The 26,386-nt window shown below is 65.0% G+C and carries 23 protein-coding genes and 2 pseudogenes; 3 read left to right on the top strand and 22 right to left on the bottom strand.

Annotated elements, in window-relative coordinates; translation table 11 throughout:
- Positions 1-190: 190 nt before the first annotated feature.
- The 22 genes and pseudogenes from CLU85_RS11775 to CLU85_RS11880 form a co-directional block, all read right to left on the bottom strand.
- Positions 191-676 (bottom strand): hypothetical protein, encoded by a 486-nt coding sequence (locus CLU85_RS11775; protein ID WP_232727800.1) that lies wholly within the window; start codon positions 674-676, stop codon positions 191-193.
- 37 nt (positions 677-713) lie between these two features.
- On the bottom strand, positions 714-1,343 hold the full coding sequence (locus CLU85_RS11780) for a DUF3299 domain-containing protein (RefSeq protein ID WP_232727801.1): 630 nt from the start codon (positions 1,341-1,343) through the stop codon (positions 714-716).
- Between the two features lie 35 nt (positions 1,344-1,378).
- Entirely contained in the window at positions 1,379-1,630 is a 252-nt protein-coding gene (locus tag CLU85_RS11785) for a hypothetical protein (protein WP_100410428.1), read from the bottom strand.
- A 53-nt stretch (positions 1,631-1,683) separates the two neighbouring features.
- Positions 1,684-2,922, bottom strand: a complete 1,239-nt coding sequence (locus CLU85_RS11790; protein ID WP_100410429.1) for an FtsX-like permease family protein — start codon at positions 2,920-2,922, stop codon at positions 1,684-1,686.
- On the bottom strand, positions 2,919-3,602 hold the full coding sequence (locus CLU85_RS11795; RefSeq protein ID WP_100410430.1) for an ABC transporter ATP-binding protein: 684 nt from the start codon (positions 3,600-3,602) through the stop codon (positions 2,919-2,921). The genes CLU85_RS11790 and CLU85_RS11795 overlap by 4 nt, the downstream gene beginning before the upstream one ends.
- Positions 3,599-4,080, bottom strand: a pseudogene (locus CLU85_RS11800) (transcriptional repressor). Before CLU85_RS11800 ends, CLU85_RS11795 begins: the two are co-directional and overlap by 4 nt.
- A 604-nt stretch (positions 4,081-4,684) precedes the next feature.
- A complete protein-coding gene (locus tag CLU85_RS11805) occupies positions 4,685-5,131 on the bottom strand; it encodes a hypothetical protein (RefSeq protein ID WP_157803959.1) in 447 nt (148 codons plus the stop codon).
- A gap of 256 nt (positions 5,132-5,387) precedes the next feature.
- Positions 5,388-5,930: a peptide-methionine (S)-S-oxide reductase MsrA gene (gene msrA / locus CLU85_RS11810; RefSeq protein WP_100410432.1), complete on the bottom strand. Its 543-nt coding sequence runs from the start codon at positions 5,928-5,930 to the stop codon at positions 5,388-5,390.
- A 92-nt stretch (positions 5,931-6,022) separates the two neighbouring features.
- Positions 6,023-6,898, bottom strand: coding sequence for an oxaloacetate decarboxylase (locus CLU85_RS11815; RefSeq protein ID WP_100410433.1), 876 nt, complete (start codon positions 6,896-6,898; stop codon positions 6,023-6,025).
- A gap of 4 nt (positions 6,899-6,902) precedes the next feature.
- Entirely contained in the window at positions 6,903-8,285 is a 1,383-nt protein-coding gene (locus CLU85_RS11820) for an FAD-dependent oxidoreductase (protein ID WP_100412503.1), read from the bottom strand.
- Positions 8,286-8,338: 53 nt separating this feature from the next.
- A complete protein-coding gene (locus CLU85_RS11825) occupies positions 8,339-8,962 on the bottom strand; it encodes a cysteine hydrolase family protein (protein ID WP_100410434.1) in 624 nt (207 codons plus the stop codon).
- On the bottom strand, positions 8,959-11,040 hold the full coding sequence (locus tag CLU85_RS11830; RefSeq protein ID WP_100410435.1) for a hydantoinase/oxoprolinase family protein: 2,082 nt from the start codon (positions 11,038-11,040) through the stop codon (positions 8,959-8,961). The genes CLU85_RS11825 and CLU85_RS11830 overlap by 4 nt, the downstream gene beginning before the upstream one ends.
- Entirely contained in the window at positions 11,037-12,752 is a 1,716-nt protein-coding gene (locus CLU85_RS11835) for a hydantoinase B/oxoprolinase family protein (RefSeq protein WP_198509177.1), read from the bottom strand. The genes CLU85_RS11830 and CLU85_RS11835 overlap by 4 nt, the downstream gene beginning before the upstream one ends.
- The gene (locus CLU85_RS11840) at positions 12,745-13,254 is read right to left on the bottom strand and encodes a 3-isopropylmalate dehydratase (RefSeq protein ID WP_100410436.1); all 510 of its coding nucleotides are present in this window, start codon (positions 13,252-13,254) and stop codon (positions 12,745-12,747) included. The genes CLU85_RS11835 and CLU85_RS11840 overlap by 8 nt, the downstream gene beginning before the upstream one ends.
- The gene (locus CLU85_RS11845) at positions 13,251-14,540 is read right to left on the bottom strand and encodes a 3-isopropylmalate dehydratase large subunit (RefSeq protein WP_100410437.1); all 1,290 of its coding nucleotides are present in this window, start codon (positions 14,538-14,540) and stop codon (positions 13,251-13,253) included. The genes CLU85_RS11840 and CLU85_RS11845 overlap by 4 nt, the downstream gene beginning before the upstream one ends.
- Positions 14,537-15,499, bottom strand: a complete 963-nt coding sequence (locus CLU85_RS11850) for a tripartite tricarboxylate transporter substrate binding protein (protein WP_100410438.1) — start codon at positions 15,497-15,499, stop codon at positions 14,537-14,539. The genes CLU85_RS11845 and CLU85_RS11850 overlap by 4 nt, the downstream gene beginning before the upstream one ends.
- 84 nt (positions 15,500-15,583) lie before the next feature.
- On the bottom strand, positions 15,584-16,318 hold the full coding sequence (locus CLU85_RS11855; protein ID WP_100410439.1) for an ABC transporter ATP-binding protein: 735 nt from the start codon (positions 16,316-16,318) through the stop codon (positions 15,584-15,586).
- Positions 16,315-17,076 carry an ABC transporter ATP-binding protein gene (locus CLU85_RS11860; RefSeq protein ID WP_100410440.1) on the bottom strand — a complete coding sequence of 254 codons (762 nt, stop codon included), beginning with the start codon at positions 17,074-17,076 and terminating at the stop codon, positions 16,315-16,317. The genes CLU85_RS11855 and CLU85_RS11860 overlap by 4 nt, the downstream gene beginning before the upstream one ends.
- Positions 17,066-18,036: pseudogene (locus CLU85_RS11865) on the bottom strand (branched-chain amino acid ABC transporter permease). Before CLU85_RS11865 ends, CLU85_RS11860 begins: the two are co-directional and overlap by 11 nt.
- The gene (locus tag CLU85_RS11870) at positions 18,033-18,905 is read right to left on the bottom strand and encodes a branched-chain amino acid ABC transporter permease (protein ID WP_100410441.1); all 873 of its coding nucleotides are present in this window, start codon (positions 18,903-18,905) and stop codon (positions 18,033-18,035) included. Before CLU85_RS11870 ends, CLU85_RS11865 begins: the two are co-directional and overlap by 4 nt.
- Positions 18,906-19,002: 97 nt before the next feature.
- Positions 19,003-20,205, bottom strand: a complete 1,203-nt coding sequence (locus tag CLU85_RS11875; RefSeq protein WP_100410442.1) for an ABC transporter substrate-binding protein — start codon at positions 20,203-20,205, stop codon at positions 19,003-19,005.
- Between the two features lie 52 nt (positions 20,206-20,257).
- Positions 20,258-21,070 (bottom strand): GntR family transcriptional regulator, encoded by an 813-nt coding sequence (locus CLU85_RS11880; protein ID WP_198509178.1) that lies wholly within the window; start codon positions 21,068-21,070, stop codon positions 20,258-20,260.
- Positions 21,071-21,303: 233 nt separating this feature from the next.
- Between CLU85_RS11880 and CLU85_RS11885 the strand changes: the two genes are divergently transcribed.
- From CLU85_RS11885 to CLU85_RS11895, 3 genes are read left to right on the top strand one after another with little or no spacing between them, the layout of a single operon-like run.
- On the top strand, positions 21,304-22,005 hold the full coding sequence (locus tag CLU85_RS11885; protein WP_100410443.1) for a TetR/AcrR family transcriptional regulator: 702 nt from the start codon (positions 21,304-21,306) through the stop codon (positions 22,003-22,005).
- Between the two features lie 2 nt (positions 22,006-22,007).
- Positions 22,008-23,177 (top strand): efflux RND transporter periplasmic adaptor subunit, encoded by a 1,170-nt coding sequence (locus tag CLU85_RS11890; RefSeq protein WP_100410444.1) that lies wholly within the window; start codon positions 22,008-22,010, stop codon positions 23,175-23,177.
- Positions 23,178-23,192: 15 nt separating this feature from the next.
- Positions 23,193-26,384, top strand: a complete 3,192-nt coding sequence (locus CLU85_RS11895) for an efflux RND transporter permease subunit (RefSeq protein ID WP_100410445.1) — start codon at positions 23,193-23,195, stop codon at positions 26,382-26,384.
- The last annotated feature ends 2 nt before the right edge of the window (positions 26,385-26,386 follow it).

Here is a 26,386-nt window from a genome sequence, read left to right on the forward strand (position 1 = left end):
GAACAAGCGCTGGCAGCTATGAAATCAGGAGTAATGAGCGGCGCCCAGCCGGTACGCCCCCAATGAGGCCTGCTCGGCCTGTGCACGCGACGCCACAGGCGCATGTGCCATCCATGCCCACACAGCACAGCACAGGGCCTGGCGTGACGGCGATTGCGCAGCAACGCAGGAGGTTCAGGGGCGCGGCGCGTCAGGCCATCGGCGGGCCGCGCGCCTGGAACAGCGCCACATGCACAGCGCCTGTCCGCCCTGCAGGGGGCATGGGCAGTGCCTGCGGTGGCACCGCTTCGGGCAACGCCAGGGGGGCGCTGTGCATTGCATCGCCCAGCGCCAACTGGTCGAGCAACAGGCAATCCACTGCAGCAGCGTGGTGGGGAAGCAGCAATGGCAGCAAATACCCGTGGCTCTGTGCCGCCGGTGGAGGCGCTGCATTTGCCGTAGATTCCGTGGGGGACGTTGTGGCCCATGCCAGGGCTTGTTGCCCCGCATGCACCCGGCCCAGCGTGCTGCCGTGCGCCACTTGGTGCAGCCGCCCCAGCGTGGGCACCACCACCAGGGTCAGTAGCAGCCATGCCAACGCCAGGCGCTGCGCGACACTGCGCCAGGGCGCGCCCCGCCCCGTGCTGCGCAAGGCAGCGGTCAGCGCGAAGGGGTGTGGGCGAAAAGTGCGGATCACTGAAACCGGGGTCGACGTTGCGTGGGAAGGTCCTCGATTATTTCACTGGCACCGCTTCCACCACTCGGTAATACAAGCCGTACTGGTCGTTGGTGAGCACGGTGAATTTGCCCTCTACCACCACGGGTTCCAGCGAGTAGCGCACCGGCGTCTTGGCCTTGACCTCGACCATGCTCTCGGGGCCGCCGGGCGTGCAAAAAGAGCAGGTCAGCGGCACGGACGTGAGCAGAAAATGCGTCTGCGTCGGCTTGGCATCCAGTGGCACCATAAAACCCTGGATGCGCTGCACGGTCTTGTCCATGCCCTTTTGTGCCTCGTTGAACACGGGCAGGATGCCGTCCTTCGTGGTTTTTTTGGTCAGATCGGTCAGCACCGACCATGGCACCACATCATTGCGCTGGGGCAATGGCGCGATGGGGCTGTTGGGGCTGTGGTAGCCAGCGCCCGAACCCGATGGCACGGCAGTGCCTGTGCCCGCAGGCAGCGGCGACGACAGCATCGGTGGGGCCGCCGACGCCTCTTTGGCACGCTCGAAGGCGCCGGGTGCAGGTTTGGTGGCACCGCCTTGCTGGGCCTGTGTGCCGCCCGCCAACGCCAGTGCGGCCACCATGCCAATGAGGCGGAGCGTTGGGCCGTGGGTGGGTGTGGGGGTCAAGGCACGGGGCATGGCGGGCAATCTCGGTAAAAGCGGGGAACAGGCGATCAATGCGCGTGTTTCATGCCGCAGTATTTTCCGATAGCCAGGCTCTTGCAGGCGGCTTGCAGGTCTTTCTGGCATGGCTCGTGGCCCTTGCCCGACTCCAGGCATTTGGCCGCGGCCTCGTGCGCAACGGCCATGGCGCGGTGGCGCGCGACATCTTCCTGGGTGTCTTTGTCGTTGTGGGCCTGGGCGTGTGCCAGGGCACCGACGAGCAGCATGGGGGCCACGGCGAGTGCGGTGAGGAGCTTTTTCATGAAGAGCCTTTCAGGTCGGTTGATTTGAAAACAGGAATGTGCGGACGGACTGATCAAGGCTGGCCGAGCAGGTCTGCCACGTCGGTGTTGTAGGCCTGCAGGGCGGGCAACAACGCCGCCAGCGCTGCCACACCCGCTGCCAGCAGCGGCACGCCCGCCTCGGCAGGCAGCCACACCAGGCCGGTCACCGGCAACAGCCCTTGCGCCTGCAGCGCCCAGCCCAGGCCATGGGCCAAAACATGGCCCAGCAGCAGGCCCAACGCCGAAGCCAGCGCGGCCAGCCATAGCGCCTCCCACAGCACCAGCCCGGCCACACGGCCTGGTGGGGCGCCCAGCATGCGCAGCATGGCCAGGTCGGCCCGGCGCTCGCGCACGGCGTTCCACAGCGCGATGAACACGCTGAGCGCGGCCACGGCCAGCAGCACGCCGCCAAAGGCGCGCAGCACATCGGCGCCCACACCCAGCAGGCGCAGCAGGCGCGTGACCTCGATGGCGGGCGCTGCCGCCTGCAGGGCGGTGTCTGCGTTGATCTGGCGCGGCAAAGTGACGGCGGCCATGGGCGTGCGGTAGCGCACCAGCGCCACGGTCACCTCGCGCTCGTCCTTCAATATTTCCAGGTCTTCGGCATCGTTGGCCGTGGCGGTCTCGTGCACCATCCAGACCGATTCGGTGCTGGTGAGAATGAGCCGGTCGAGCACACAGCCGCAGGGCGCCAGCACGCCGCTCACGCGGTAGGGGTGGTTGCCATGGGCGTGCCCTCCTCCACCCAGCCCGTGGCTGCCGATGAAGGTGGCGCCCACCAGCGGCGCGTCTGCATGGCTGGCTTTCACAATGCCGCGCGCTACGCTGGCACCCAGCACAGCATCCATGGGCTGCGGCCACAGGGCGCCTTCTGCCAATGTGGCTTCGTAGTGCGCCACGTAGTCGGGTGTGGTGCCCACGATGCGAAAGCCCTGGTAGCTGTCGCCCAGGCTGAGCGGGATGACCTGCGCCACTAGCGGGTTCTTCTGCAGCGCCTGCACCTCTTGCAGCGGAATGTTGCCGGTGGGTACGTCGATGTGGAACACCCCCGCCAGGATGAGCTGCAGCGGGCTGCCCTTGGCACCCACCACCAGATCAATGCCCGCGAGGTCGCGTTCAAACGCATCGTCGAGCTGCGTGGCCACCAGCAGCACCAGCGTGATGGCAGCCAGGCCCAGCGTGAGCACCAGCAGGTTGAGCACGGCGGCCAGAGGGCGGGACCACAGATAGCGCCAGGACAGGCGGGCCAGTTTGAATACTCCTGAATTCATAGCTGCTCAGGCATATTCAACCGGCGCTCCGTGCCGATTTCATTCAAATCGAGGGTCTGGACACCCGCCAGGGCGGACACCACACGCTGGTCGTGCGTGGCAATCACCAAGCTGGCATCGCAGGCGACGGCGCTGTGCTGCAGCAGGGCCAGCGCATCGGCAGCGGCCTCGTCGTCCAGGCTGGCGGTGGGTTCGTCGGCCAGCAGCACCTGCGGCACCAACAGCACCGCCCGCGCCAGCGCAACGCGCTGCGCCTGCCCGCCGGAGAGCTGGTGCGGCTTGCGGGCGGCCAGCTCGGCCACACCCACTTGGGCGAGTGCGCGGTGGATGGCGGCATCGTCACGCGGCAGCCCGGCCGCAAAGTACGCCAGCGCCAGGTTGTCCGCCACGGTGAGTGCGCTGCTGAGGTACAGCTTTTGCGGCAAGAAGCCAATGCTGCGCGCGCGCCAGGCATCGATCTCGGCCCCGCGCTGCGTGCCCAGCTGCGTACCCGCCACAAACAAATCGCCGCTGCTGGCACCGCGCAGCCCCGCCATCAGCGACAGCCAGGTGGACTTGCCCGTGCCCGAGCGCCCCCGCACCAACAGCGTGCCGCCTTGGCGCAGGTCTACATCGGGGAAGCGCAACGGAGCGGCGCCGCCCGTGGCATAGGTATGCGAAAGGCCCCGGGTGCGGATCATGCGGCGGCGCCCTCAGCGGGGTGCGCGCAGTCTGCACAGCGCCCGTGCACCGCAATATCGACCGCCAGGCTTTCATGCCCCGCCGTGGCCAGCGCCTGCAGCACCTGCTTGAGCGCGGTCTGCACCTTGGCCGATCCCTGCGACAGTCGGAACTGGCGGTGGCAGTCGTCGCATTCAAACCGGGGCGCCGCGCCCTCTTCCCCTGCGGCGCCCGTGCGTAGCGTGTAACGCGGGCGGTATCGACTTGTTTGTGTAGCAGCCCGGCCGCCGCAAACCGGTCGAGCATGCGGTAGACGGTGACCTTGTTGACCGCAGCGCCGGCATTGGCGAGTGCGGCTTCTACTTCGGATTCAGACAGCGCGGCTTCGGGGCGGGCCTGGTACAGCGCCGCCAGTGCCCGCGTGGCACGGGTGGCGCGAAGGCCGCGCGGCAGCGACCAAGGCTGGGCATGTTCGGATGAAGTGGTCGGGGTGGGCATGGAAGGTACGGTTGGCGGACAAGGGCCGCAACGCAATTGGGTTGCATTATGCCTGCCCAAAACGCACGCACAGACTCCACTGCCGCGAGCAGCAAAATGAAGGCAACCCAGGGTGATGCAGCGACCCAGCCGCTAAGCGACCAAGCAACCCAGGGCAAAGCCCTCGTTTTGCCACAAGCAAACCCGATTTCCTGGTGCGGGTGGGTTGTCTGCGGTCGCCAACCTGAGGGCGCTGGCCGGGGCGCGGTGTGCGGCGCTTCAACACCCAATGAGCTACTAATCAGGTTTGGCAGACCCATTCGGCTGGCCTCACCCGCCACCTGTGGCTTCATTGCAGCACCCAAGCGCGGGGCGTCCCCGCAGGCCGTCAAAGAGTGGCGTGCATCTGGCGGGCCCGGTTAGGGAATCCTCTGCACGAATCAGGTGGTAAGGGTGCGCTGCGGATCGGGATGGGGCTGCAAGGCGCAAAACGCAGCAATAGCCGTAGCTATGGCGAGTATTTGCAACACGGCAGACCGCCCGGGGCCGCAGATGCACACGGCACGCTGATTCGTTCAGAGGGTCCTTAACCCCATCAGGTGATTGAGGGCCCGGTGCGGAGCGATTACCCCCCGATCTTGGTGACCGAGTTGGTTTTGAACAGTTTGGTATCCGCATCTGTTTTCAAGGCGCTGAAGGCGTTTTCCCCCAGCCTGAATCCATACCAGCACAGATTCGTACTGTTTCCCCATTTGGTGAATTTTTTGGGCGCGCAGAATTTTCCGTCTTCCTCCACAGTCCAGGTGCCTTCTACCGGTGAGTCTGTTCGGCTTGAATAATGCGATCCAGTGCCGGTTATTTTGCCGTCCACCGAAAAGAACAACTCTTCTTCGCCTTGGCCGTTGGGCCATTTTTGCTGAATCCGCATCGGCATTAATGCCATGATTTCGGCTTTTGTGTTTTGTTTTCCGCCCTTTTCCAACAGCTCGCCCACTGTGCTTTGCGCCATTGCGCCAGCGCCCAGGGTAAGGCCCATCAAGGCAAATATCCACCGAACAGATTGATTTTTCATGACCAAATGCTCCATCAACAAAGAGGCTCCATCGCGGATCCAAAAATTTTACGAAGCCACCGCGCTGCCCGGTCTGCGTGAAAACCCTGCGGAGCTTCATTCAAAGCAGCCAAAATGGCAGTGGCATTTCTTTGGGCGATGAATCCCCATAATATCGCCTTACTGCACAGACCTCTCTGGCACCACCCCAAGGGTAGGGTGAAAAATGCCGCTCCGGGCCGTCGCCCAGTGGTATGGAAGGACGCGGGGCGTTATCTCACCCCTTCAAATACCGCGCAAACGTCTTGCGAAACTTCTCGACCTTCGGCCCCACCACAAAAGCGCAATACCCCGCGTTCGGGTGGTTTGCAAAGTAATCCTGGTGATACGCCTCGGCCGTGCTGTAGTTTTGCAGCGGCTTTACCTCGGTAGTGATGGGCGCGCCAAACAGTTTGTCTTGCGACATCTGGCGGATCATGTGGCTGGCCGCCTCGCCGTCTTCGGGCTTGTCGAAGTAAATACCGCTGCGGTACTGCGTGCCCACATCGTTGCCTTGGCGGTTGAGGGTGGTCGGGTCGTGGGTGTGGAAGAAGATTTCCAGGACTTCTTCGAGGCTGATCTCGTCGGCGTCGTAAGTCAGGCGCACCACCTCGGCATGGCCGGTGTCGCCCTGGCAGATCTGCTCGTACGTGGGCTGGATGGTTTGGCCGTTGGTGTAGCCACTTTCCACGTCGGTGACGCCGCGCACGCGGTCAAAAACCGCTTCGGTGCACCAAAAGCAGCCACCGCCCAGGGTGATGGTTTGCAGGTTGTGGGCCATGTATTTCTCCATGCGATGAAAGTTCTAAGCATGGTACGCGGCCACGTTCGCCGCCGGGCGAGCGGGGGCATTGCGCGGCCCCCACGGCAGCGCTACTCGTATCGGCGCCCCTGCGCCATCAGCTCGGGCGTGCCAATGACAGCGTTCAATCCGTCAAAGTCGAGCATCTGGTCTTTGAAGGGCGCAGTGGTTTGGTGCGCGTGCAGGCTGGCGTAATAGCCCTGCAGCGTGTGCGCCACGGCGCGGGCCGTGCCACCCGGGAAAATCACGATGCGAAAGCCGCGCTGCTGCAGCTCGGCCGCGCTCTGAATGGGTGTCTTGCCGCCTTCGACCATGTTGGCCAGCAGCGGGATGCGGTGGGCAAAGCGCTGGCAGGCCGCGTCCATCTGCTCGGGGGTGCGCAGGGCTTCGATGAAGAGCGCGTCCACACCGCACTCCAGATACGCCTCGGCGCGGTCGAATGCGGCGTCGATGCCCTCCACAGCCAGCGCGTCGGTGCGGGCCAGGATCAAGGTGTGGGTGCTGCGGCGTACGTCCAGCGCGGCCTTGAGCTTGCCGCACATCTCGGCCACCGGCACCACGGTTTTGCCGTCGAGGTGGCCACAGCGTTTGGGAAAGCCCTGGTCTTCAATTTGCACCATGGCCGCACCCGCGCGCTCAAAGCCGCGCACGGTGCGCTGGGTGTTCAGTGCGTTGCCAAAACCGGTGTCGGCATCCACGATGACCGGCGTGCGCACGCGTTCGGTGATGCGGGCCAGGGTGTCTTCGACCTCGGTGTAGGTGGTCAGGCCCACGTCGGAGCGGCCGAGGCGCGTGTAGGCAATGGACGCGCCGGAGAGGTACAGCGCCTCGAAGCCCGCCTGCTCGGCCACCAGGGCGCTCAGGGCGTCGTACACGCCGGGGGCCAGGATGGCGCGGGGTTCGCGCACGCGTTGGTGCAACGATGGATGGTGGGATGGGGTGGTCATGGTTTCAGTCTTCCGAATACTTCACCAGTTCGGCCGCCGTGTGCGCGGCGATGTACCCACCGGCCACGGCGCTGAGCAGGCCGTTGCCGGAGAGATACCCCCACACGGCATCGCCCGACACGCCACGTGCCGCGCCGCCTGCGGCCAGCAGATTGGGAAAAGGCTGGCCGCCCTGCCCCAGCACGCGGCACTGGGCGTCGATGTCGAGCCCGCCCTGGGTGTGGAACAACGCGCCGGTCACCTTGACCGCGCAGAACGGTGCCTGCAGCGGGCGGGTAAACATGCGGCGATTTGAGTCTTTTTGGCCGCTGGTGCCTGTGGTACTTGCCAGAGTAGCTATCAATTTTGATTCTTCGCAACCGATGACCGCCGCCAGCGCCTGCACGCTGTCGCAGTGCTTCACGGCACCGGCTGCCTCGGCATCGACAAAGTCAGGGAAAGTGCGCGCCAGCGCAAGGATGGGCGCGTCGAACACGTTCCACGCCACGCCGCCCGGTTGCGCCAGCACATGCACCGAAGCCTCGGAGTAGCCCTGCGTCTCGTCGTGAAAGCGCTCGCCCAGCGCATTGACCTGGATGCCGCCTTCCATCATCAGCGCCCATGAGATCAGCGCGCCCTGCGGAATGGCCCAGGAACCGTGGCCTTGGTAGCCGCCCAGGTCGGCCAGCTGCGCGCCCAGCTCTCGGCCCCAGGCGATGGCGCTGCCGTCGTTGCCGGTGTGGCCTGCGAACAGGGCATCTCCCATCTCGGGCAGCAGCTCGCGCACCATGGCCGGGTTGCCGCCAAAGCCGTTGCAGGCCAGGATGAGTGCGTCGCAAGCTAGGTGCTCCAGCGTGCCGTCAGGCCGCTCGTAGCCCACGCCGATCACGCGCTGCTGGGTGTCGACCCACAACTCGCGCACCGTGGCTTCGGTGATGAGGGGAATGTCGGCTGCTGTGACCGCATTGGCCAGACGTCCCATCAGGCCCACACCGGTCTTTTCGGGCGTGGCGTGCATGCGGCGCACGCTGTGGCCGGGGTACAAGAATCCATCGAGCACCTGCCACTGCAGCCCGTGGCGCTGCTGCAGCGCGTCGAGCGCGGGGCCGATGGCCTGGGCATAGGCATCGACCAGATGCGGCGCAGCCCTGCCCTTGGCCTTGGCGCTGATGTCGGCGGCGAATTGTGCAGGGCTGTCGTTGATACCCGCCGAACGTTGCACCTGTGTGCCGGGCGCGGGGATGAAGCCGGATGACAGAGCGGATGAGCCCTGCGGCGTGGCATCGCGCTCCAGCACAGCGCAGTCCACACCGGCGTCGTGCAGCATCAGCGCCGCCGTGAGGCCACAGGCGCCGCCGCCCACGATGAGCACAGGCACATGTGCGTCCTGCACGACGGTGCCGGGCATGTGCTCGGCGTGGCAGATGCGGGGCGTGCTGATGCGCGTATTTGTGCGCGTGTTCATGCAGAAGCGGCCACCACTGCGGCAGCAAAATCGGCACAGGTCAGCACCCGGGCCACGTTGGCCATGTCGGCCACCGAGGTGTCGTGCACCTCCTGCTTGAAGGCCGCGCAGCCATCGGACAGCACCAGAGTGTTGTAGTCGCGCATGTGCGCGTCGCGCACCGTGCTGGCCACACCGCCGTTGGTGACGATGCCGCACACCGCCACGGTGGTGATGCCCGCGCGGCGCAGCACCCAGTCGAGCTGGGTGTTGAAGAAGGCCGAGTACGCGACCTTGCACACTGACACATCCACCCACGGCGCGATCTCTGGCACATGGGCCTGGCCCGCGCTGCCTGGGGCAAAGTCGCCGCGCCGCAGAAAGGGGCGCAAGGCCTTGAGGTGCGGCGACACCATGGGTTCGCCCTGCGCATCGGGCCACAGGGTGAACTGGCTGCCCACCACCATGCCGCCTGCCGCCTTGAGCGCCTTGGCCACCGCTGCCACGCGGGGTGGCAAGGCCTGGGCGGCTGCGCTCACCGCACCGCCGCGCGCGTAGGCACCGTCGGCGGCCAGAAAGTCGTTTTGCAGGTCGATGATGACCAGCGCCGTATGGCGCGGGTCGATGGTGCCGTGGCTCATGCCGCGCCCTCCGCGTCGGCCCGCACCAGCAGGTTGCCCAGCGGATCGACCGTGGCGCTGAAGCCAGGTTCCAGCCACACCGTGGTGTCGGGTTGCTCCAGGATGGCCGGGCCGTCGATGCGGGTGCCTACGGGCAGGTCCAGCCGTGCGTGGCGCGCAGCGTCCCACCAGCGGCCGGCATGGAACACGCGCTGCACGCCGAGGGACGGGTTCACCGTGGTCGTTTGGGGTGCCAGCACCGTCAGGTCGAACTTGGGGCGCACGCCCACGCGGGCGTAGCGCAGGTTCATCACCCGCACCGCAATGCCGTCGAGCACGCGGCCAAAAGCGGCGCGGTAGGCGGTCTCGAACGCGGCGCGGATGCCGTCGTGGCTCAGCGCATCGGCGGCAACAGGCACCTGCACGGTGTGCGTCTGCCCGGCGTAGAGCATGTCGAGCGCAATGACTTCCTGCACGCTCACAAACTTCACGCCCGCCGAATCCAGGCGCTGCTGGCAGGTGGCCGCGAGCGTGGCCACTCGCTGGCGCAGGTCGGCCACGTCCAGGTCGGCCAGGGGTTTGTTCAGCGTCTGCACCGCGTCGTGGCGCATGTCAGCCATCACACAGCCCAGGGCCGAGGTGACGCCGGGGTAGCGCGGCACGATGCCTGTGCCCACACCCACTTCGCGCATCATGGCGCACACGTGCAGCGCACCGCCGCCGCCAAACGGCATGTAGGCAAACTGGCGCGGGTCGTGCCCGCGCTCGATGGACACCACGCGCACGGCGCCCGCCATCTTGGCGTTGGCCACCGTGAGGATGGCTTCGGCGGCTGCCATCACGTCCAGGCCCAGGGGTTGGGCAACATGGGTCTCAATGGCGTCACGCGACTTTTGCGCGTCCATGGCGGCCAGCAGGCCACCGCCCAGGGGCCGGTCGGCAGCGATGCGGCCCAGCAGCACATTGGCGTCCGTCACTGTGGGGCGCGTGTTGCCCCGGCCATAACAAGCCGGGCCGGGGATGCTGCCGGCCGACTCGGGGCCCACCTGCAGCATGCCGCTGGCGTCTACCGAGGCAATCGATCCGCCACCCGCGCCGATGGTCTCGATCTGGATCATGGGCGAGCGCACGACCATGCCGAACTCGATGGCAGTCTGCGCGGCCAGTGCGGCCTCGCCCTTGGCGACCAGTGACACGTCGAACGAGGTGCCACCCATGTCGCCCGTGATCGCGTCGGGGAACCCTGCCGCCCGCGCAATGGCGGCACAGGCAATCACCCCCGCTGCGGGGCCCGAGAGCGCGGTGCGCACCGGTACATCACAGGCCGTTTGGCGCGACATCACGCCGCCATTGCTCTGCACGATGAGCAGCTCGCCGCCAAAGCCCTGCGTGCGCAGATCGCCTTCGAGCCGCTCCAGGTAGCTGCCCACCACGGGCTGCAGGGCGGCATTGAGCGTGGCGGTGGAGCAGCGCTCGAACTCGCGGATTTCGGGCAGCACCTCGCTCGCGGCTGTCACATGCGGGTTGGGCCACAGGCTGCGCACGGCGGCCACGGCGGCCTGCTCGTTGGCCGGATTGGCGTAGGTGTTGATGAAGAACACGCAGACGGCCTCGCAGCCCGCGTCGATCAAGGCCTGGGCCTGGGTCTTGACCTGTTCGATGTCCACGGGGGTGTGCACCGTGCCATCGGCCAGCACGCGCTCGTCCACCTCCAGCCGCAGGTTGCGCGGCACGATGGGCTCGAAGCTGCCGCGCAGGCCCCAGGTCTGCGGCCGGTCGCGGCGGCGCATTTCCAGTACATCACGAAAGCCGCGTGTGGTGATGATGCCGGTGCGAGCCACCTTGCGCTCCAGCAGCGCATTGGTGCCCACAGTGGTGCCGTGCACGATGGTGGCGATCTGCGCGGCCGAATCGGCCACGCGCGCCACGCCGTTCATGAAACCGCGCGCCTCCTCGCCCCGGGTGCTGGGCACCTTGACGATGCGGGCGCTGCCATCGCGCTCGTCCAGCACGAACAAGTCGGTGAAGGTGCCGCCCACATCCACGCCGACAACGTACGACGCCTCGCTCGAAGCCTGATCCGAAACCTTGCCGTTCATTCCTTGCCTTTCAGTGCATTCAGTGCGGTTGGCGCCGTCACATAGCCCATTGCCAAATCCTTGTCACGGGCTACCGCATCCCGTGCGGCCGGGGCCCCGTAGCCGCCGCCGCCGGGTGTTGACAGTTGCACGCGCTCGCCCTGCTTCAGACGGATGCCGATCATCTTGGAGCGCATGGGTGGCTGCTTCCATTCACTATTATTTTCATAGCTGAAGACGTTCATGGAACCTGCACTACCGCCCGAAATGCCTTGGGGTGCTGCCTTGCCGCGCTCGCCAAAGATGAACACCTCGGCGTCTTGCTCCAGCAGTTCGATCTCGTAGATGGCTCCCAGCCCGCCGCGGTGCTGGCCGTCGCCGCCCGAATCGGGTCGCAGCGCCCATTGGGTGAAGCGCACGGGGTAGGCAGCCTCCAGAATTTCGAGCGGCGGGATGGTGGCGGTGGAGATGGGCGCGTTGCCGTGGCTCAGGCCATCGCCATCGCTGTGCCCGCCGTGGCCGCCACCAAAAAAGCTGAACATCACCCAGCGCTGGCCCTTGCGCGCGGCGTCGGTACGCAGCCCGGCGATGGACAGTGCGTTGATGGTGCCGTAGGCCTGCGCCATGGCACGCTTGGGGTCGGCCTGCGCGGTGGCGCTGAAGATCACATCGATCATGCGCAGGATGGTCTCGGTGTAGCCGCCCACGGGGCGCGGGCGTGCGGCACTGATGACGAGGCCATCTGGCAGCACGAAGTCCACCGCGTCCAGCACGCCCGCGTTGGCGGGCACGTCGGGAAACAGGTGCTTGAGCGCCACATAGCACGCCGCAATCGCCGTGGCGCGCGAGATGTTGACGGGCCCCGCGCACTGCGGCGAGGTGCGCGAGAAGTCGAGCGTGAGGCGCTCGCCCAGCACCGTCATGTCGAGCGCAATCGTCAGCGCCTCGTCCTTCACGCCATCGTTGTCCAGGATGTCGCTGAAGCTGTAGCGGCCATCGGGCAGCGCGGCAATGTGCGACTGCATGAGCTTCACGGCGCGGGTGCGCAGCTCGCCCATGGCCTGCTGCACCACGGCGTCGCCATACTGGTCCAGCAGGTCGTTCAGGCGGCGTTCGCCCAGGTCCAGCGCCGCGAGCTGGCCGTTCAGGTCGCCCCACAGACTGTCGGGCAGGCGGGTGTTGGCCTTGAGGATGGCGAGCACGTCGTCCTCAAACACCCCGGCGCGCACGATGCGCACGGGCGGAATCTGCACCGCCTCTTGCCAGCACTCGGTGGCGGCCGGGTTGTAGTTGCCGGGCACGTTACCGCCCACGTCATGCCAGTGCGCGGCCGAGGCCAGAAAGCAGTAGAGCTTGCCGTGGCGAAAGAAAGGCCGCACCAGCTTGAAGTCGTTGGCGTGGGTGCCGCCTTCGTAGGGGTCGTTGAACAGCCAGGTGTCGCCTGCGGTGATGCCGCCGCGCTCGCCCGCGGCCCGCATGGCCGCGCGCACGGCAAACGCCATGGCGCCCACAAACACAGGCAGGCCCGATTTGCCCTGCACCAGCGTGTCGCCACTGATGGCGTCGTACAGGCCGTGGCAGGCATCGTGCGCCTCGGCAATGATGGGGTTGAACGCGCTGCGGTACAGCGTGGCGTCCATCTCGTCGGCGATCTGCTCCAGCCTGCCGCGCAAGACGGCCAGGGTGACGGGGTCCATCGAGGGCGGTGCGGTTTTTGTGTCGTGTTCAGCCATTGATGGCCTCCTTGCCAAAGCGGGTGCGCAGCTGGTTCAGCAGGCCGCCAGCGCGCACCATGTCCATGAGAAACGGGGGAATCGGGTCGCAGGCCAGCGCACGGCCCTGGGGGGTGATGACGGCGGGTGCCTGCCAGTCGAGCGTGATGGCATCACCTTCACCCAGTGAATCCACTGCATCGGCCTCGGCGCAGGTCAGCAGCAGCAGGCCCAGGTTGAAGGCGTTGCGAAAGTAAAGGCCGCTGAACGACGGCGCGATGACCGCCACAATGCCCAGGCGCACCAGCACGGCAGCCGCCTGTTCGCGCGAGGAACCGATGCCGAAGTTGGGGCCTGCAACGATCACATCGCCCTTGCGCACGCCCCCCACGAAATCGGGGCGCACGGATTCGAGGCAGTGGCGGGCCAGCACGTCCAGACCGTGCTTCATGGCGTGGCCGGGGGCGAGCACATCGGTGTCGATGTCGGCGCCCAGTTTCCAGACCCTGTGGGTGCTTGTCATGCGAGTACCTCCCGGGGGTCGGTGATGCAACCGCGCACGGCCGACGCTGCCACGGTGTAGGGCGATGCCAGGTACACCTGTGCGGTGGCCGAGCCCATGCGGCCCTTGAAGTTGCGGGCAGTGCTGGAGATGACGGTGGTGTTGTCGCCCACCGTGTCGCCGTAACCTGCGCACGCACCACAGGTGGTGGGGAACAGCTCGGCACCCGCGTCCTGCAGTACCTGCAGCACGCCCTCGTCGCGGGCGGCGGCCTGGTCCTGCTGGCTGGCGGGGGCCACCATCAGGCGCACGCCGGGTGCGACGCGCTGGCCACGCAGCACGGCGGCGACGGCGCGCAGGTCGTCGAGCTTGGCGCCGGTACAAGCGCCGATGTAAGCCACATCAATCGCCTGGCCTGCGTGCTGGGCCACTGGTGCGGCGTTGGCCGGGCTGTGGGGCGCAGCGACCTGGGGGGCGAGCGTTGCGGCATCAAAACAGTGGCGGGTGAGCGGTGCGTCTGCGTCCGTTTGCCAAGTGTCCAGATTCTGCATTTCGGAGGGTGGTACGCCATGGGCAGCAAGCCATTCGCATGTGGTGGCGTCCGGCGCAATCAGGCCCACCTGCGCGCCCAGCTCGGCGCTCATGTTGGAGAGCGTCATGCGCTCTTGCATGCTGAGCGCCTGCACAGCAGGGCCCGCAAACTCCACCGCCTGGTACTGGCCGCCATTCATGCCAAAGCGGCCAATCATGTGCAGCATCATGTCCTTGGCCGTCACACCTTGGCCCAACTGGCCGCTCCAGTGCATCTGCAGGGTGTGGGGTACGCGCAGCCAGATATCGCCGGTCACCACCACGCCCAGCATCTCGGTGCTGCCGATGCCAAACATGTAAGCACCGAACGCACCACCGGTGGGCGAATGCGAGTCGCCGCCCACGCAGAACATGCCGGGGCGAATGTGCCCATGCTGGGGCACCACCACATGGCAGATGCCCTGGCCGTCGTACACATGGGGCAGGTTTTGCTCCTTCGCCCAGTCGCGCGCAATGCGCACGATGCGGCGCGATTCTTCGTCGCGCTCGGGCAGGTAGTGGTCCATGACGAGGACCACACGGGATTTGTCCCAGATCTGCGCGCCCAGCTCATCAAGCATGGGCTTGAGGCGCCGGGGGCCAGACGAATCGTGGAACATCGCCAGGTCCACCCGGCAGTTGACGATGTCACCGGGCGTGACGCTGGCGCGGCCGCTGGCGCGTGCCACCAGCTTCTGCGCCAGGGTGCTGGCGGCAACAGGATGGGCGGCAGTCATTCGGGTTTGGCTCCGGCAAACTTCACCACCTTGGCCCAGCGCGGGATTTCGGCCTGTACAAAGCGCGCGAACTCTTCCGGGCTGTTGCCCACGGGCACGGCACCCTCCAGCTCCAGGCGCTTTTTCACGTCGGGCGTGGCAATGGCTTGGCGTGCCGCGTCGCTGAGGCGTTTGGCCAGCTCGGGGTTCATCTGCCCCGGGCCAAACAGGCCGAACCAGGCGCTCGATTCGTAGCCTGGAAGCACCTCGGCGATGGCGGGCACATCGGGAAAGGCAGGCAGGCGCTTGGCACTGGTCACGCCCAGTGCCTTGAGCTTGCCTGCGCGGATTTGCGCCTGGGCATTGCCCACGGCGGCAAACATCAGGTCGACCTGCCCTGCAAGCACGTCCTGTAGCGCCGGGGCCGTGCCACGGTACGGAATGTTCACGATATAGGCGCCCGACTGCATCTTGAAGGCATCGCCCGCCAGGTGCAGCGACGAGCCCACCGCACCAATCGCAAAGTTGAGCTTGCCGGGCTGGGCCTTGGCCAGCGCAATCAGCTCACGCACATCTTTGGCAGGCAGCGAGGGGTGGGCCACCAGCACCGAGGGCGAGGTGGCCACGCAGGTCAGCGGTGTGAAGTCTTTGACAGGGTCGAACGGCAGTGTGGGGTACAGGCTGGCGTTGATGGCATGGCTGGTGAAGCTCATGAGCAGCGTGTTGCCGTCGGGTGCAGCCTTGGCCACTGCATCGGCGGCGATATTGCCGCCCGCACCGGGCCGGTTCTCGACGATCACGGTGCGGCCCAGCAGGCGGCCCATTTCAGTGGACAGGGTGCGCGCCAGGGTGTCGGTGGAGCCGCCGGCCGGGGCGCCGACCAGGATGCGGATGGGCGCAGACTGCGCCCAGGCCCGCCCGCCCAGCAGCGCGGCGCAAGCGGGGGCCAAGGCTTGGAGGATTTGGCGGCGTTGGATCATGGTGTGTGGTCTCCTTCGGTCACAGCGCAGGCATCGGCGTGCCTTTGGGCAGGAATGGCATGGACAGATGGCATGGGGTGCGAGTCACAAGCCCAGATAGGCGCGGCGCAGGTCATCGCTGCGCAGCAACTCATCGGGTGCACCTGAAAAGCGGATGCTGCCGTTTTCCATCACGTAGGCGCGGTCGGCAATTTCCAGCGACTGGCCTACGTTCTGCTCGACCAGCAACACTGCCAACCCGGTGGAGCGCAGCTGGCGGATCAGGCCGAACATCTCTTCCACCAGCAGGGGCGACAGGCCCAATGAGGGCTCGTCCAGGATCAGCAGTCGGGGTTCGGCCATCAGGCCTCGGCCAATGGCCAGCATCTGCTGCTCGCCGCCGCTCATGGTGCCCGCGAGCTGGGTGGTGCGTTCCTTGAGGCGCGGGAAAGTGGCAAACACCTTGTCGATGTTGTCTGCCCGGCGTTCTCGCGCGCGGGTGAAGCTGCCCAATGCCAGGTTCTCCAGCACGCTGAGGTTGGGGAAAACCTTGCGCCCCTCGGGTACCTGGATCAGCCCGGCCTTGACCACCTGCGTGTAGTGCGCGCCACTAAGGTCGGCCCCATCAAACACCACCCTGCCCTGCCAGGCTTTGTAGATGCCGCACACCACGTTGTTGAGGGTGGATTTGCCCGCACCATTGCTGCCCAGCAATGCCACGGTTTCGCCGGGGTTCACATGCAGGTCTACCCCCCGCAGCACCTCGACCCTGCCGTAGCCGCCGCGCAGGCCCTGGATGTTCAGGAGTGGCGTGGTCTTAGGGGAATCGGTAGCGTTCATGCTGCCACCCCCTGCGCTGCGGCACGCAGCCGTGCGGCGGTGCCATGGCCCAGATAGGCCTCGATCACACGCTCGTCCGCCGTAACTTGCGCCGGGCTGCCCTGTGCAATCAACTGGCCTTGGGCCAGCACCCACACATGCTCGGCCAGGTTCATCACGGCCTGCATCACGTGCTCGATCATCAGCACAGTGACACCACCGTCGGCAATGCCGCGCACCACGGGAATCATCTCGGCAATCTCCTGGGGGTTGAGGCCAGCCAGCACTTCGTCGAGCAGCAGCAGGCGCGGTTGGGTGGCCAGCGCACGGGCCAGCTCCAGGCGCTTGCGGCCAGCCACGGTGAGGTCGGCAGCGGGCTTGTCCAATTGGGGCAGCAGGCCCACCCGGGCCGCCACGTCGGTGGCCAGCGCCAGTGCGGCACGGCGGTCGGGTTCTTTCAGGTGGGCGCCCACCGCAATGTTTTCGCGCACGGTCTGCGCAGCAAAAGGCTGAACGATCTGGAAAGTGCGCGTCATGCCCAGGCGGGCGTTCACGTGGGGTGCCTGGCCGGTGATGTCGTGGCCCGCAAAGCGCACCGATCCCGTATCGGGCCTCACAAAACCAGACATCAACGCAAACAGCGTGGTCTTGCCTGCGCCGTTGGGGCCAATCAGCGCGGTCAGCGAGCCCTCGGGCACGGTAAGGCTCACGTTTTGCACGGCCTTGAGCCCTCCAAACGACTTGCTCAGGCCACTGAGTTGCAACAGGTCATTCGCCATGGCGGCCTCCCGAGCGTTTCCATACGGCAATCACCGATTGCCCGATGCCCGCAATACCGCGCGGCAAAAACATCACGATGAGCACCAGCACCACGCCATAAATCACCATGTTGATGCCCGGCAGCTGGCCAAACAGGTTGCGCGTAACGTCTGCCAGCACGTGCAGCACCAGTGCTCCCAGCACCGGGCCCCACACGGTGCCGATACCGCCCACGATGGCGGCCACCAAGGCCTCGACCGATGTCACCGAGCCATAGGCAATGCCGGGATCGATGTACTGAAACACCTGCACATAGAAGGCCCCGGCCGCGCCCATGAAGCCACCCGAGAGCGCGATGGCACCCATCTTCACCTTGAAGGGGTTGACGCCAATGGCGCGTGCGGCGTCTTCGTTGTCACGCACGGCCTGCAGCCAGGCGCCGAAGCGCGAGTTCTTGAGCCACCAGCTCACCAGCAGCGCCAGGGTGACGAGGGCCAGAATCAAAAACACATAGCCCTTGCGCGAGCCGAACTGCATGTTGCCCAGCGATTCCTTGAGAGGCAGCATGAGGCCCACGCCCGCGCCGGTGAACGGCACCGACAGCGCCAGGATGCGGAACACCTCGGCAAACGCCAGCGTGACCAGCGCAAAGTACGAGCCTTTGAGCCCGTAGCGGAACGACAGCCCGCCTACAAACAACCCCACCAGCGCACTGCCCGCCACGGCCATGGGCAGGGCTACCCAGGGGTTGATGCCCCCTGCATCTGCGCGATGGCCTGAATGTAGGCGCCCGTGCCAAAAAACAGCGCGTGGCCAAACGAGAACTGCCCGCCGAAGCCGCCCAGAATGTTCCAGGCCTGGGCCAGCAAGGCGGCGTAAAGCGCCATCATCACGAAGTTGAGCAGCACGCCGGAGTCCGAAATGCCGGTGATCGCCGCCACCACAGCGGCGAACAATCCAATGGTCCAGAGTTGCTTCACGGCTTGGCTCCAAAAAGGCCCTGCGGGCGAAACAGCAACACCGCGATGAAGATGGCAAAAATGCCGATCTGCCCCAACGATTCGCCCAGATACAAGCCGCCCAGCGACTCCACGACCCCAATCAACAGGCCGCCCACCAGCGCCCCCGTAAAGCTGCCCATACCGCCCAGCACCACGATGGTGAAGGCCACCAAAACAAAGCCGCTGCCCACCTGCGGGTTGACGTAATAGGCTGGGAGCAGAAAACACGCGGCGGCCCCCAGGCAGGCCAGGCCAATGCCAAAACTCATGGCGTACACATGGTCCACGTTGATGCCCATGAGCTTGGCGCCGTGTTTTTCACGCGCCACTGCGCGGATCGCGCGGCCCAGGTCTGTTTTGCCGACGATCCACAGCAACACACCCGACACCACCAACGCCCCGGCAAACGCCACCAGCTTGGGCAAGGCGATCATGGCGGGCCCTACCGCCACCGTGGTCAGGGTGTAAGACGTTTCGATGGTGCGGGTGTCCGACTTGAAGAACAGCAACGCCAGGTTCTCCATCACGATGGAGATGCCCAGCGTGACAAGAAGAATGTTCTCGTCCTTGCCGTGGCTGGCGCGGTTGATGACCAGCCGCTGCAGCGCATATCCCAGTGCGAACATGCCGGGCACCAGGATAGGCAAGGCCAGATAAGGGTCCAGCCCGAAGTGCTGCTTGAGCAGGTACACCGCATACAACGCCAGCATCAGCGATGCGCCGTGCGCAAAGTTGATGATGTGCAGCACGCCATAGATCAGCGTGAGACCGAGCGCGATCAGGGCATAGACCGCGCCCGTCGTCAGGCCGTTCAGGATGGAGGGAAAGAGAATGCTGAGCTCAAACATGGGTGTGGAGTCCGGCGTTCAGGCAAAGGCGCGGCCTGGCACCAGGGTTTCTGGCGCCTTGCTGGCCCGTGCATGCACGGCCGGTGATTGCGTGGTTTCAGGCCTTCAGCGGGAAGAGCGGGTCGGCTTCGCGGTAGTCGCGCGGGATGATGACCTTGATGTCTTTGTTGAGCACCTGGGTCATGAGCGGCTGGGCACCCTGGTTCTGTCCATTGACGAATTTGGTGGCACCGTACGGCATGATGTGGTCGGCAAAAGTGCTCTTTTCGAGCGCGTCGATGAGGGCGGCGCGGTCCATCGACTTGGCGCGCTCCAGCGCATCGGCCAGCAGCCACATCGAGGTGTAGGTCATGAACAACTCGTAGCTGAAGAACAGGCCCTTGGCCTCCACGCGTTTTTTCAGATCCTGCGCGCGCTTGTCTTTGGGGTTGAACCAGTGGTTGCAGTCGATGATTCCGTTGGCCGCGTCCGGAAACTCCTTGACGAACTTGTAGCTCGATGCCGCGCCGCCCAGCACCGAATAAATCGCCTTGGGCGTGACCTTTTGCTGCTGCATGGTGCGCACCAGCAGCGCGTATTCGTTGTAGTAGTTGGCGGGGATGACGATGTCGGGGTTGATCGCCTTCATGCGCAGCACGATGTTGTTGAAATCGCGCGTGGGGTTGGCGTGCTTGACGGTTTCCTTGACCTCGTAGCCATAGCCGGGCAGCTCACGCGCCAGCAATGCCGCCGTGCCCGAGCCAAACAGCGACTCCTCATGGATGATCATCACGGTCTTGGCGGGCTTGCCGGCTGACGTGTTCAACACGTGCAGGTTAGCCACCGCCGTTTCGGCGCATTTTTTGTAGCCGGGGCCAAAGCGGAAGGTATTTTTCAGGCCCCGCTCGACAATCTGGTCGGCCACGCCCACATCCACGATGTGTGGCAGGTTGTATTTGGCAGCGGCCTGGGTGGTAGCCAGACAGATGGCCGATGCAAAGGCACCGACCACGGCCGACACACCGGCTTCGTTCATTTTTTCGACCTCGGCCGCACCGGCCTGGGGCTGCGACTGTGCATCGCCCAATAGGGGCTCGATCTTGGCGCCGCCCAGAGACTTGATGCCACCGGCCTTGTTGATGTCCTCGATGGCCATCATGGCGCCTTCGCGGCACTGCTGGCCCGAATACGCCAGCGCCCCGGTCACAGGGTGGAGCACACCGACCTTGACGGTTTTGGCCTGCGCGCCTCCCACCAAAGGAAACGCCATGGCCGACGCGGCGGCGGCCGACTGTGACATGAAATGACGGCGGGTACTCATGGGCATTCTCCTGATGTGAGGGTAGGAAGGGGTGAAGTGGGGCGTGATGATTTCAGTGGAACTGGGCGGACAACTCTTTGCTCACCCAGACCTTGGCGTCGATGCTGCCCACGCGGGACAGCTGCATTTCATACTCGTAGCGATCGGGCCGGTACAAACCATGGAGCCACTGCACCGGGCGCTCCTGGTCGTCGTAGATCAGGCGGCGCACTGCCAGCAGCGCAGAGCCCACGGCAATGTCCAGATGCCGTGCCACCACGGCATCTGCCAGCTTGGCCGAAATCGTCTGGTGGGCGCGACCCACCTTCACGCCGGACTCTTCCAGCAAGACCAGGATGGGCTTGCGCGCCAGTTCACGGCGGCCAAACTGCCGCGCAATATCCGCGGGCACATAGGTGGTGATATGGGACAAGGGGCCCTCGCGTGTGCTGCGCACGCGTACCGCTTTCTGTACGGAGTCGCCTACCCCGATCTGCAGGGCTGAGGCCACGGCGCTTGATGCGGTGACGGTGTCCACATCCAGCACCTTGACGGAGGTGCGCAGGCCCATGCTGACCAGGTTCTCCAACAGGCCGGTGAGGTGCGCACGGTTGCTTTCGCCCTCGCCCGCCGTGCCGTTGGCAGTGCCCAGCGCGGGTGGCACAGGGCGTGTGCCCCGGCCGGGCTCGCGCGAGATCATGCCCTCGCCTTCCAGCAACTCCAGCGCGCGGCGCACGGTCACGCGTGCTACCGCAAACTGGCGCATCAGCGCCAACTCACCGGGCAGGCCCTCGGCAAAACGGCCTTCCTGCAACTGTTCGCGCAACACCAGATAGATCTGGTGGTACTTTGGCAGAGGCAGGTTGTTTGCGGGCATGACAGTCATATTAAGAAAAGTTCTAATGTCCTGTCAATAAGACATTTGAAGGCAAAACTTTCCGTGGCGCAGACATTTGATAAGCAGGTGCATCACGTCGAACCCGAGCAACCAACATGCCAACGATGGCCGCACTCTGTGGGTGCTGTGTAAAGCCAAGTTCTTTGCGGGAGTAAAACGACAGGGCTGCATTGACGCTCTGACGGGCATTGGCTATATTACTAACCGGTCAGTCATTAACAATGAGCACCTTGTCCCCTACGCCCATCCCCTCTTCTGCAGCATCCGGCACCAAGCGCGAACGCCGCAAGGAGGCCCGCCCCGGCGAGCTACTGGAAGCCGCGCTGGATCTCTTTGTCGAAAAGGGGTTTGCTGCCACGCGGGTTGATGAGGTGGCCGCGCGGGCCGGGGTGTCCAAGGGCACGCTGTTTCTGTACTTTCCCAGCAAGGAAGAGCTTTTCAAGGCGGTGGTGCGCGAGAACATCGCTGGGCGATTTGCAGAATGGAACAACGAGCTGGAAACCTTTGCGGGCACTACCAGCAACGTTCTGCGTTATTGCTACCAGGTCTGGTGGGAGCGCGTCGGCAGCACCAAGGCGTCGGGCATCACCAAGCTGATGCTCAGCGAAGCGCAGAATTTCCCAGAGATTGCTCAGTTCTACCAGCAAGAGGTCATCTTGCCTGGCCAGGCACTGATACGCCGCATCCTGGAGCGCGGCATTGCGCGGGGGGAGTTTCGCCCGGTGAACATGGACTATGCCGTTTATCTGGTGCTCGCACCCATGATCTTCCTCATGATGTGGAAGCACTCGGTGGGCGCCTGTGTGCCGGACGCGCTGGGCCTGACCCCGGAGCTGTATATCGAGACGCAGATCGACAACATACTGCATGGGCTGTGTGTGCGGCCCGACGCAGCTTCTCCTCCCCCTCCTCCCTTGGCATGACCATGAAACGCTGGATTCCCTGGATGGCTGCGGCCATCGTTGTTGTGCTGCTGGGCGTTGGTATCTTGCGTGCCATGGCTGCACGGCAGGCGCAGCAAAAAGCACTGACCGATGCCACGGCACAGCGGGCCGATGCGCCGATGCAGCTGGGCGCAGACGAAGTATTGCTTGTCAAGCAGCACCAGCTTTCGCTCGGAGTGCCCGTTACGGGTTCTTTGCGGGCCGTGGATTCGGCCATGGTGAAGGCACGCGTAGGCGGCGAACTCCAGGGGCTGGCCGTGCGCGAGGGCGACAGTGTCAAGGCCGGGCAAGAAGTCGCGCGCATCGACCCCACCGAGGCAAGGGCGCGACTGCGCCAGGCGCAGCAACAGGCCGATGCAGCCAAGTCCCAGGTCGATATCAATCAGCGTCAGTACACCAACAACCGCGCCCTGGTAGACCAGGGATTCATCTCGGCCACCGCGCTCGTCACGTCACAGGCCAGTCTGGAGGCGGCGCAGTCCAGCTACCAGGCAGCCGTGTCGGCGACTGACGTGGCGCGCAAAGCGCTGGATGACACCGTGCTGAAGAGCCCTATCAGCGGATTGGTGGCGCAGCGACTGGCTCAGCCGGGAGAGCGGGTGGCGATTGATGCCCGCATCATCGAAGTCGTGGACTTGTCGCGCCTGGAGCTGGAAGCCTTGCTGAGCCCCGCAGATTCTGTGGCGGTGCGCGTGGGTCAGAAAGCGCAGCTCGTCGTGGAGGGCATATCTGCCCCGGTGCCGGCCACCGTGGTGCGCATCAACCCCAGCGCCCAGGTGGGCAGCCGCACCGTGCCGGTCTATCTTCGCGTGGACCAGACCCAAGCCGAGGCGCCATTGCGCCAGGGCCTTTTTGTGCAGGGCACGCTGGATACGGGCCGTGCCGATGTTCTGGCGGTGCCGCTGGATGCGGTGCGTACCGACAAGCCTGCGCCCTATTTGCAGACGCTCAACAACGGCCGAGTGGCTCATATCCAGGTCAAGACAGGGGCGCGCGCTGTGGTGAATGGGCAGACCCTGGTAGCCGTGGAAGGGGTGCCTGCAGGAACCTCCGTGGTTGCGGGCCGGATCGGCTCTCTGCGCGAAGGCACTGCGGTGTCAACGGCTGCGGCTGCAGTCGTTTTGCCTGCAGCGTCCCGCGCGGCGCCCTGAGGGCTTAGACCTGCTATGTGGTTCACCAAAGTCAGCCTCAAAAACCCCGTGTTCGCCACGATGGTGATGCTCGCCATCGTCGTGCTGGGCCTGTTCTCGTACCAGCGCCTCAAGGTCGATCAGTTTCCCAACATCGATTTCCCGGTGGTCGTGGTGACGGTGGACTACCCCGGTGCGTCACCTGAAATCGTTGAGAGCGAAGTCACCAAGAAGATCGAGGAAGGCGTTAACTCGATTGCGGGCATCAACGCCCTCACCTCGCGCAGCTATGAAGGCACCGCCGTTGTCATCATCGAGTTCCAGCTGCACATCGATGGGCGCAAGGCCGCCGAGGACGTGCGCGAGAAGGTCGCCACCGTGCGCCCCAACCTGCGCACCGAGGTCAAGGAGCCGCGCGTGCTGCGCTTTGATCCGGCCAGCCGCGCCGTATGGTCGCTGGCCGTACTGCCCGAGGAAAACTCCAATCGCAGCGCGGTGGAGCTGACCACCTGGGCCGAGCAGATCCTGAAAAAACGCCTGGAGAACGTGCGCGGCGTGGGCGCGGTGAACCTGGTGGGCGCCACCAAGCGCGAGATCAACATTTACCTGAACCCGCAGACGCTCGAAGCGTTTGGCGTGACGCCCGACCAGGTGGCGCAAGCCGTGCGCAACGAGAACCAGGACCTGCCCGTGGGCTCCATCCGGTCGCGGGCGCAGGAGCGCGTGGTGCAGATCGACGCCCGCATGGAACGGCCCGAGGACTTTGGCAAGATCATCGTGGCGCGCAAAAACGGCGCGCCTGTGCGGCTGGACCAAGTCGCCCGTGTGAACGATGGCGCGCAGGAGGTCGAGAGCCTGGCGCTGTACAACGGCCAGCGCACGCTGCTGCTGTCGGTGCAGAAATCTCAGGGCGAAAACACCATTGAAGTGGTCGACGGCCTGAACGCCGCCGTGGCCGAACTCAAAGGCCAGCTGCCCTCCGGCGTGCGGCTGGAGACCATTGGCGACAGCGCCCGCCCCATCCGCGTGGCGGTGAACAACGTGCGCCAGACGTTGATCGAGGGTGCGATCCTCACGGTGCTCATCGTCTTTTTGTTCTTGAACTCCTGGCGCTCCACGGTGATCACCGGGCTGACCCTGCCGATTGCACTGATTGGCACTTTCCTGTTTATGAACATGTTCGGCTTCACCATCAACATGATCACGTTGATGGCGCTCTCCCTGTGCGTGGGCCTGTTGATCGACGACGCCATCGTGGTGCGCGAGAACATCGTGCGCCATGTGCAGATGGGCAAATCCGCCTACAACGCGGCCATGGATGGCACGCAGGAGATTGGCCTTGCCGTGCTGGCCACTACCTTGTCCATCGTGGCGGTGTTCATGCCCATCGGCTTCATGGGCGGCATCATTGGCAAGTTCTTCCATGAGTTCGGCATCACCATCGTGGCGGCGGTGATGATCTCGATGTTTGTGAGCTTCACGCTCGACCCCATGCTGTCTAGCCTCTGGCACGACCCGAGCATCCACAGCCACGGCCAGAAGACCGAACCCGTCACGTTCTACGACAAAACCATTGGCCGCATCACGGGCTGGTTTGACCGCGCCACCGATGCGCTGGCCGAGGGCTACCAGCGCATCCTGCGCTGGTCGCTGGTCCACAAGCTCGCCACCATGGGTATTGCGCTGGCCATTTTTGTGCTGAGCATCGTCATGGTCCCTCTGCTAGGCACCGAGTTCGTGCCCAAGGCCGATTTTTCCGAAACCACCCTCAATTTCTACACACCTGTGGGCTCGTCGCTCGAAGCCACCGAGGCCAAGGCCCGGCAGGTGGAAGGCATCCTGCGTGAAATGCCCGAGGTGCGCTATACGCTGGCCACCATCAACACCGGCAACGCCCAGGGCAAGATGTACGCCAGTATCTATGTGCGCCTCGTGGACCGCAAGGACCGAAGCCGTAGCGTCGACCAGATGTCCGATGTGCTGCGCGAGCGGCTGAAAAGTGTTCCCGGCATCACCGTCACCCATGTCGGACTGCTGGACGCCGTGGGCGGGCAAAAGCAGGTGGAGTTTTCGCTGCAGGGCCCGGACCTCCAGGAACTGGAGCGGCTGACCAAAATCGTCACCGAAAAAATCCGTGACATCCCAGGCCTGGTGGATCTGGACACCAGCGCCAAGCCCGACAAGCCGGTGATTGCACTGGAAGTGCGGCGCGATGTTGCGTCTGACCTGGGCCTGTCCGTCGCGCCCATGGCCGCCTCGTTGCGCACGCTGGTGGCGGGCACCACGGTGGGTAACTGGCGTGCCCCTGACGACCAGACCTATGACGTGAACGTGCGGCTGGCGCCCGAAGCCCGCACCGCCCCACAGGACCTGGAGCGCCTGCCTTTTGCCATGGCCGGTACGGATGGCACCACCCGCATCGTGCGGCTGAATCAGGTGGCTCGCGTGACCGAATCCACTGGCGCCAATCAGATCAACCGGCGCGACCTGACACGCGAGGTGGCCGTGAATACCAACGTGGCAAAACGCTCGGCGGGCGAGGTGTCTGCCGACATCAAGAAGGCGTTGGAGACCGTGACCTTCCCGCCCGGCTACCGCTACCAGTTTGGCGGCTCCACCAAGAACATGGCCGAGTCGTTTGGTTACGCCATCTCGGCGTTGGCCATGGCCATCATCTTCATCTACATGATCCTGGCGAGCCAGTTCAAGAGCTTTTTGCAGCCGCTGGCGCTCATGACTTCGCTGCCGCTCACGCTGATCGGCGTGGTGCTGGCGCTGCTGATGTTCCGCTCCACACTGTCGATGTTCTCGATCATTGGCGTGGTGATGCTGATGGGCCTGGTCACCAAAAACGCCATCCTGCTGGTGGACTTTGCGATCCGCGCCCGCGAAGAACATGTGAACGACCAGGGCCAGACCATGCCAGGCCTGCCCCGGGCCGACGCGCTGTTGCTGGCCGCACGGGTGCGGCTGCGCCCCATCCTCATGACGACGCTGGCCATGATTTTCGGCATGGTGCCCCTGGCGTTTGCGCTCTCCGAAGGCTCGGAACAGCGTGCGCCCATGGGCCAGGCCGTGATTGGCGGGGTCATTACCTCGTCGCTGCTGACGCTGGTGGTGGTGCCTGTGGTCTATTGCTACATGGACGATTTGGCCAATTGGGCACTGCGCAAGATGGGCCGTGCCCAGACGATCGCGGAGGCCTCTAAAATCAAGGGTTTGTCCTGATC

The sequence above is a fragment of the Acidovorax sp. 69 genome, assembly GCF_002797445.1.
In the GTDB taxonomy this organism is placed as follows: Bacteria; Pseudomonadota; Gammaproteobacteria; order Burkholderiales; family Burkholderiaceae_C; genus Acidovorax.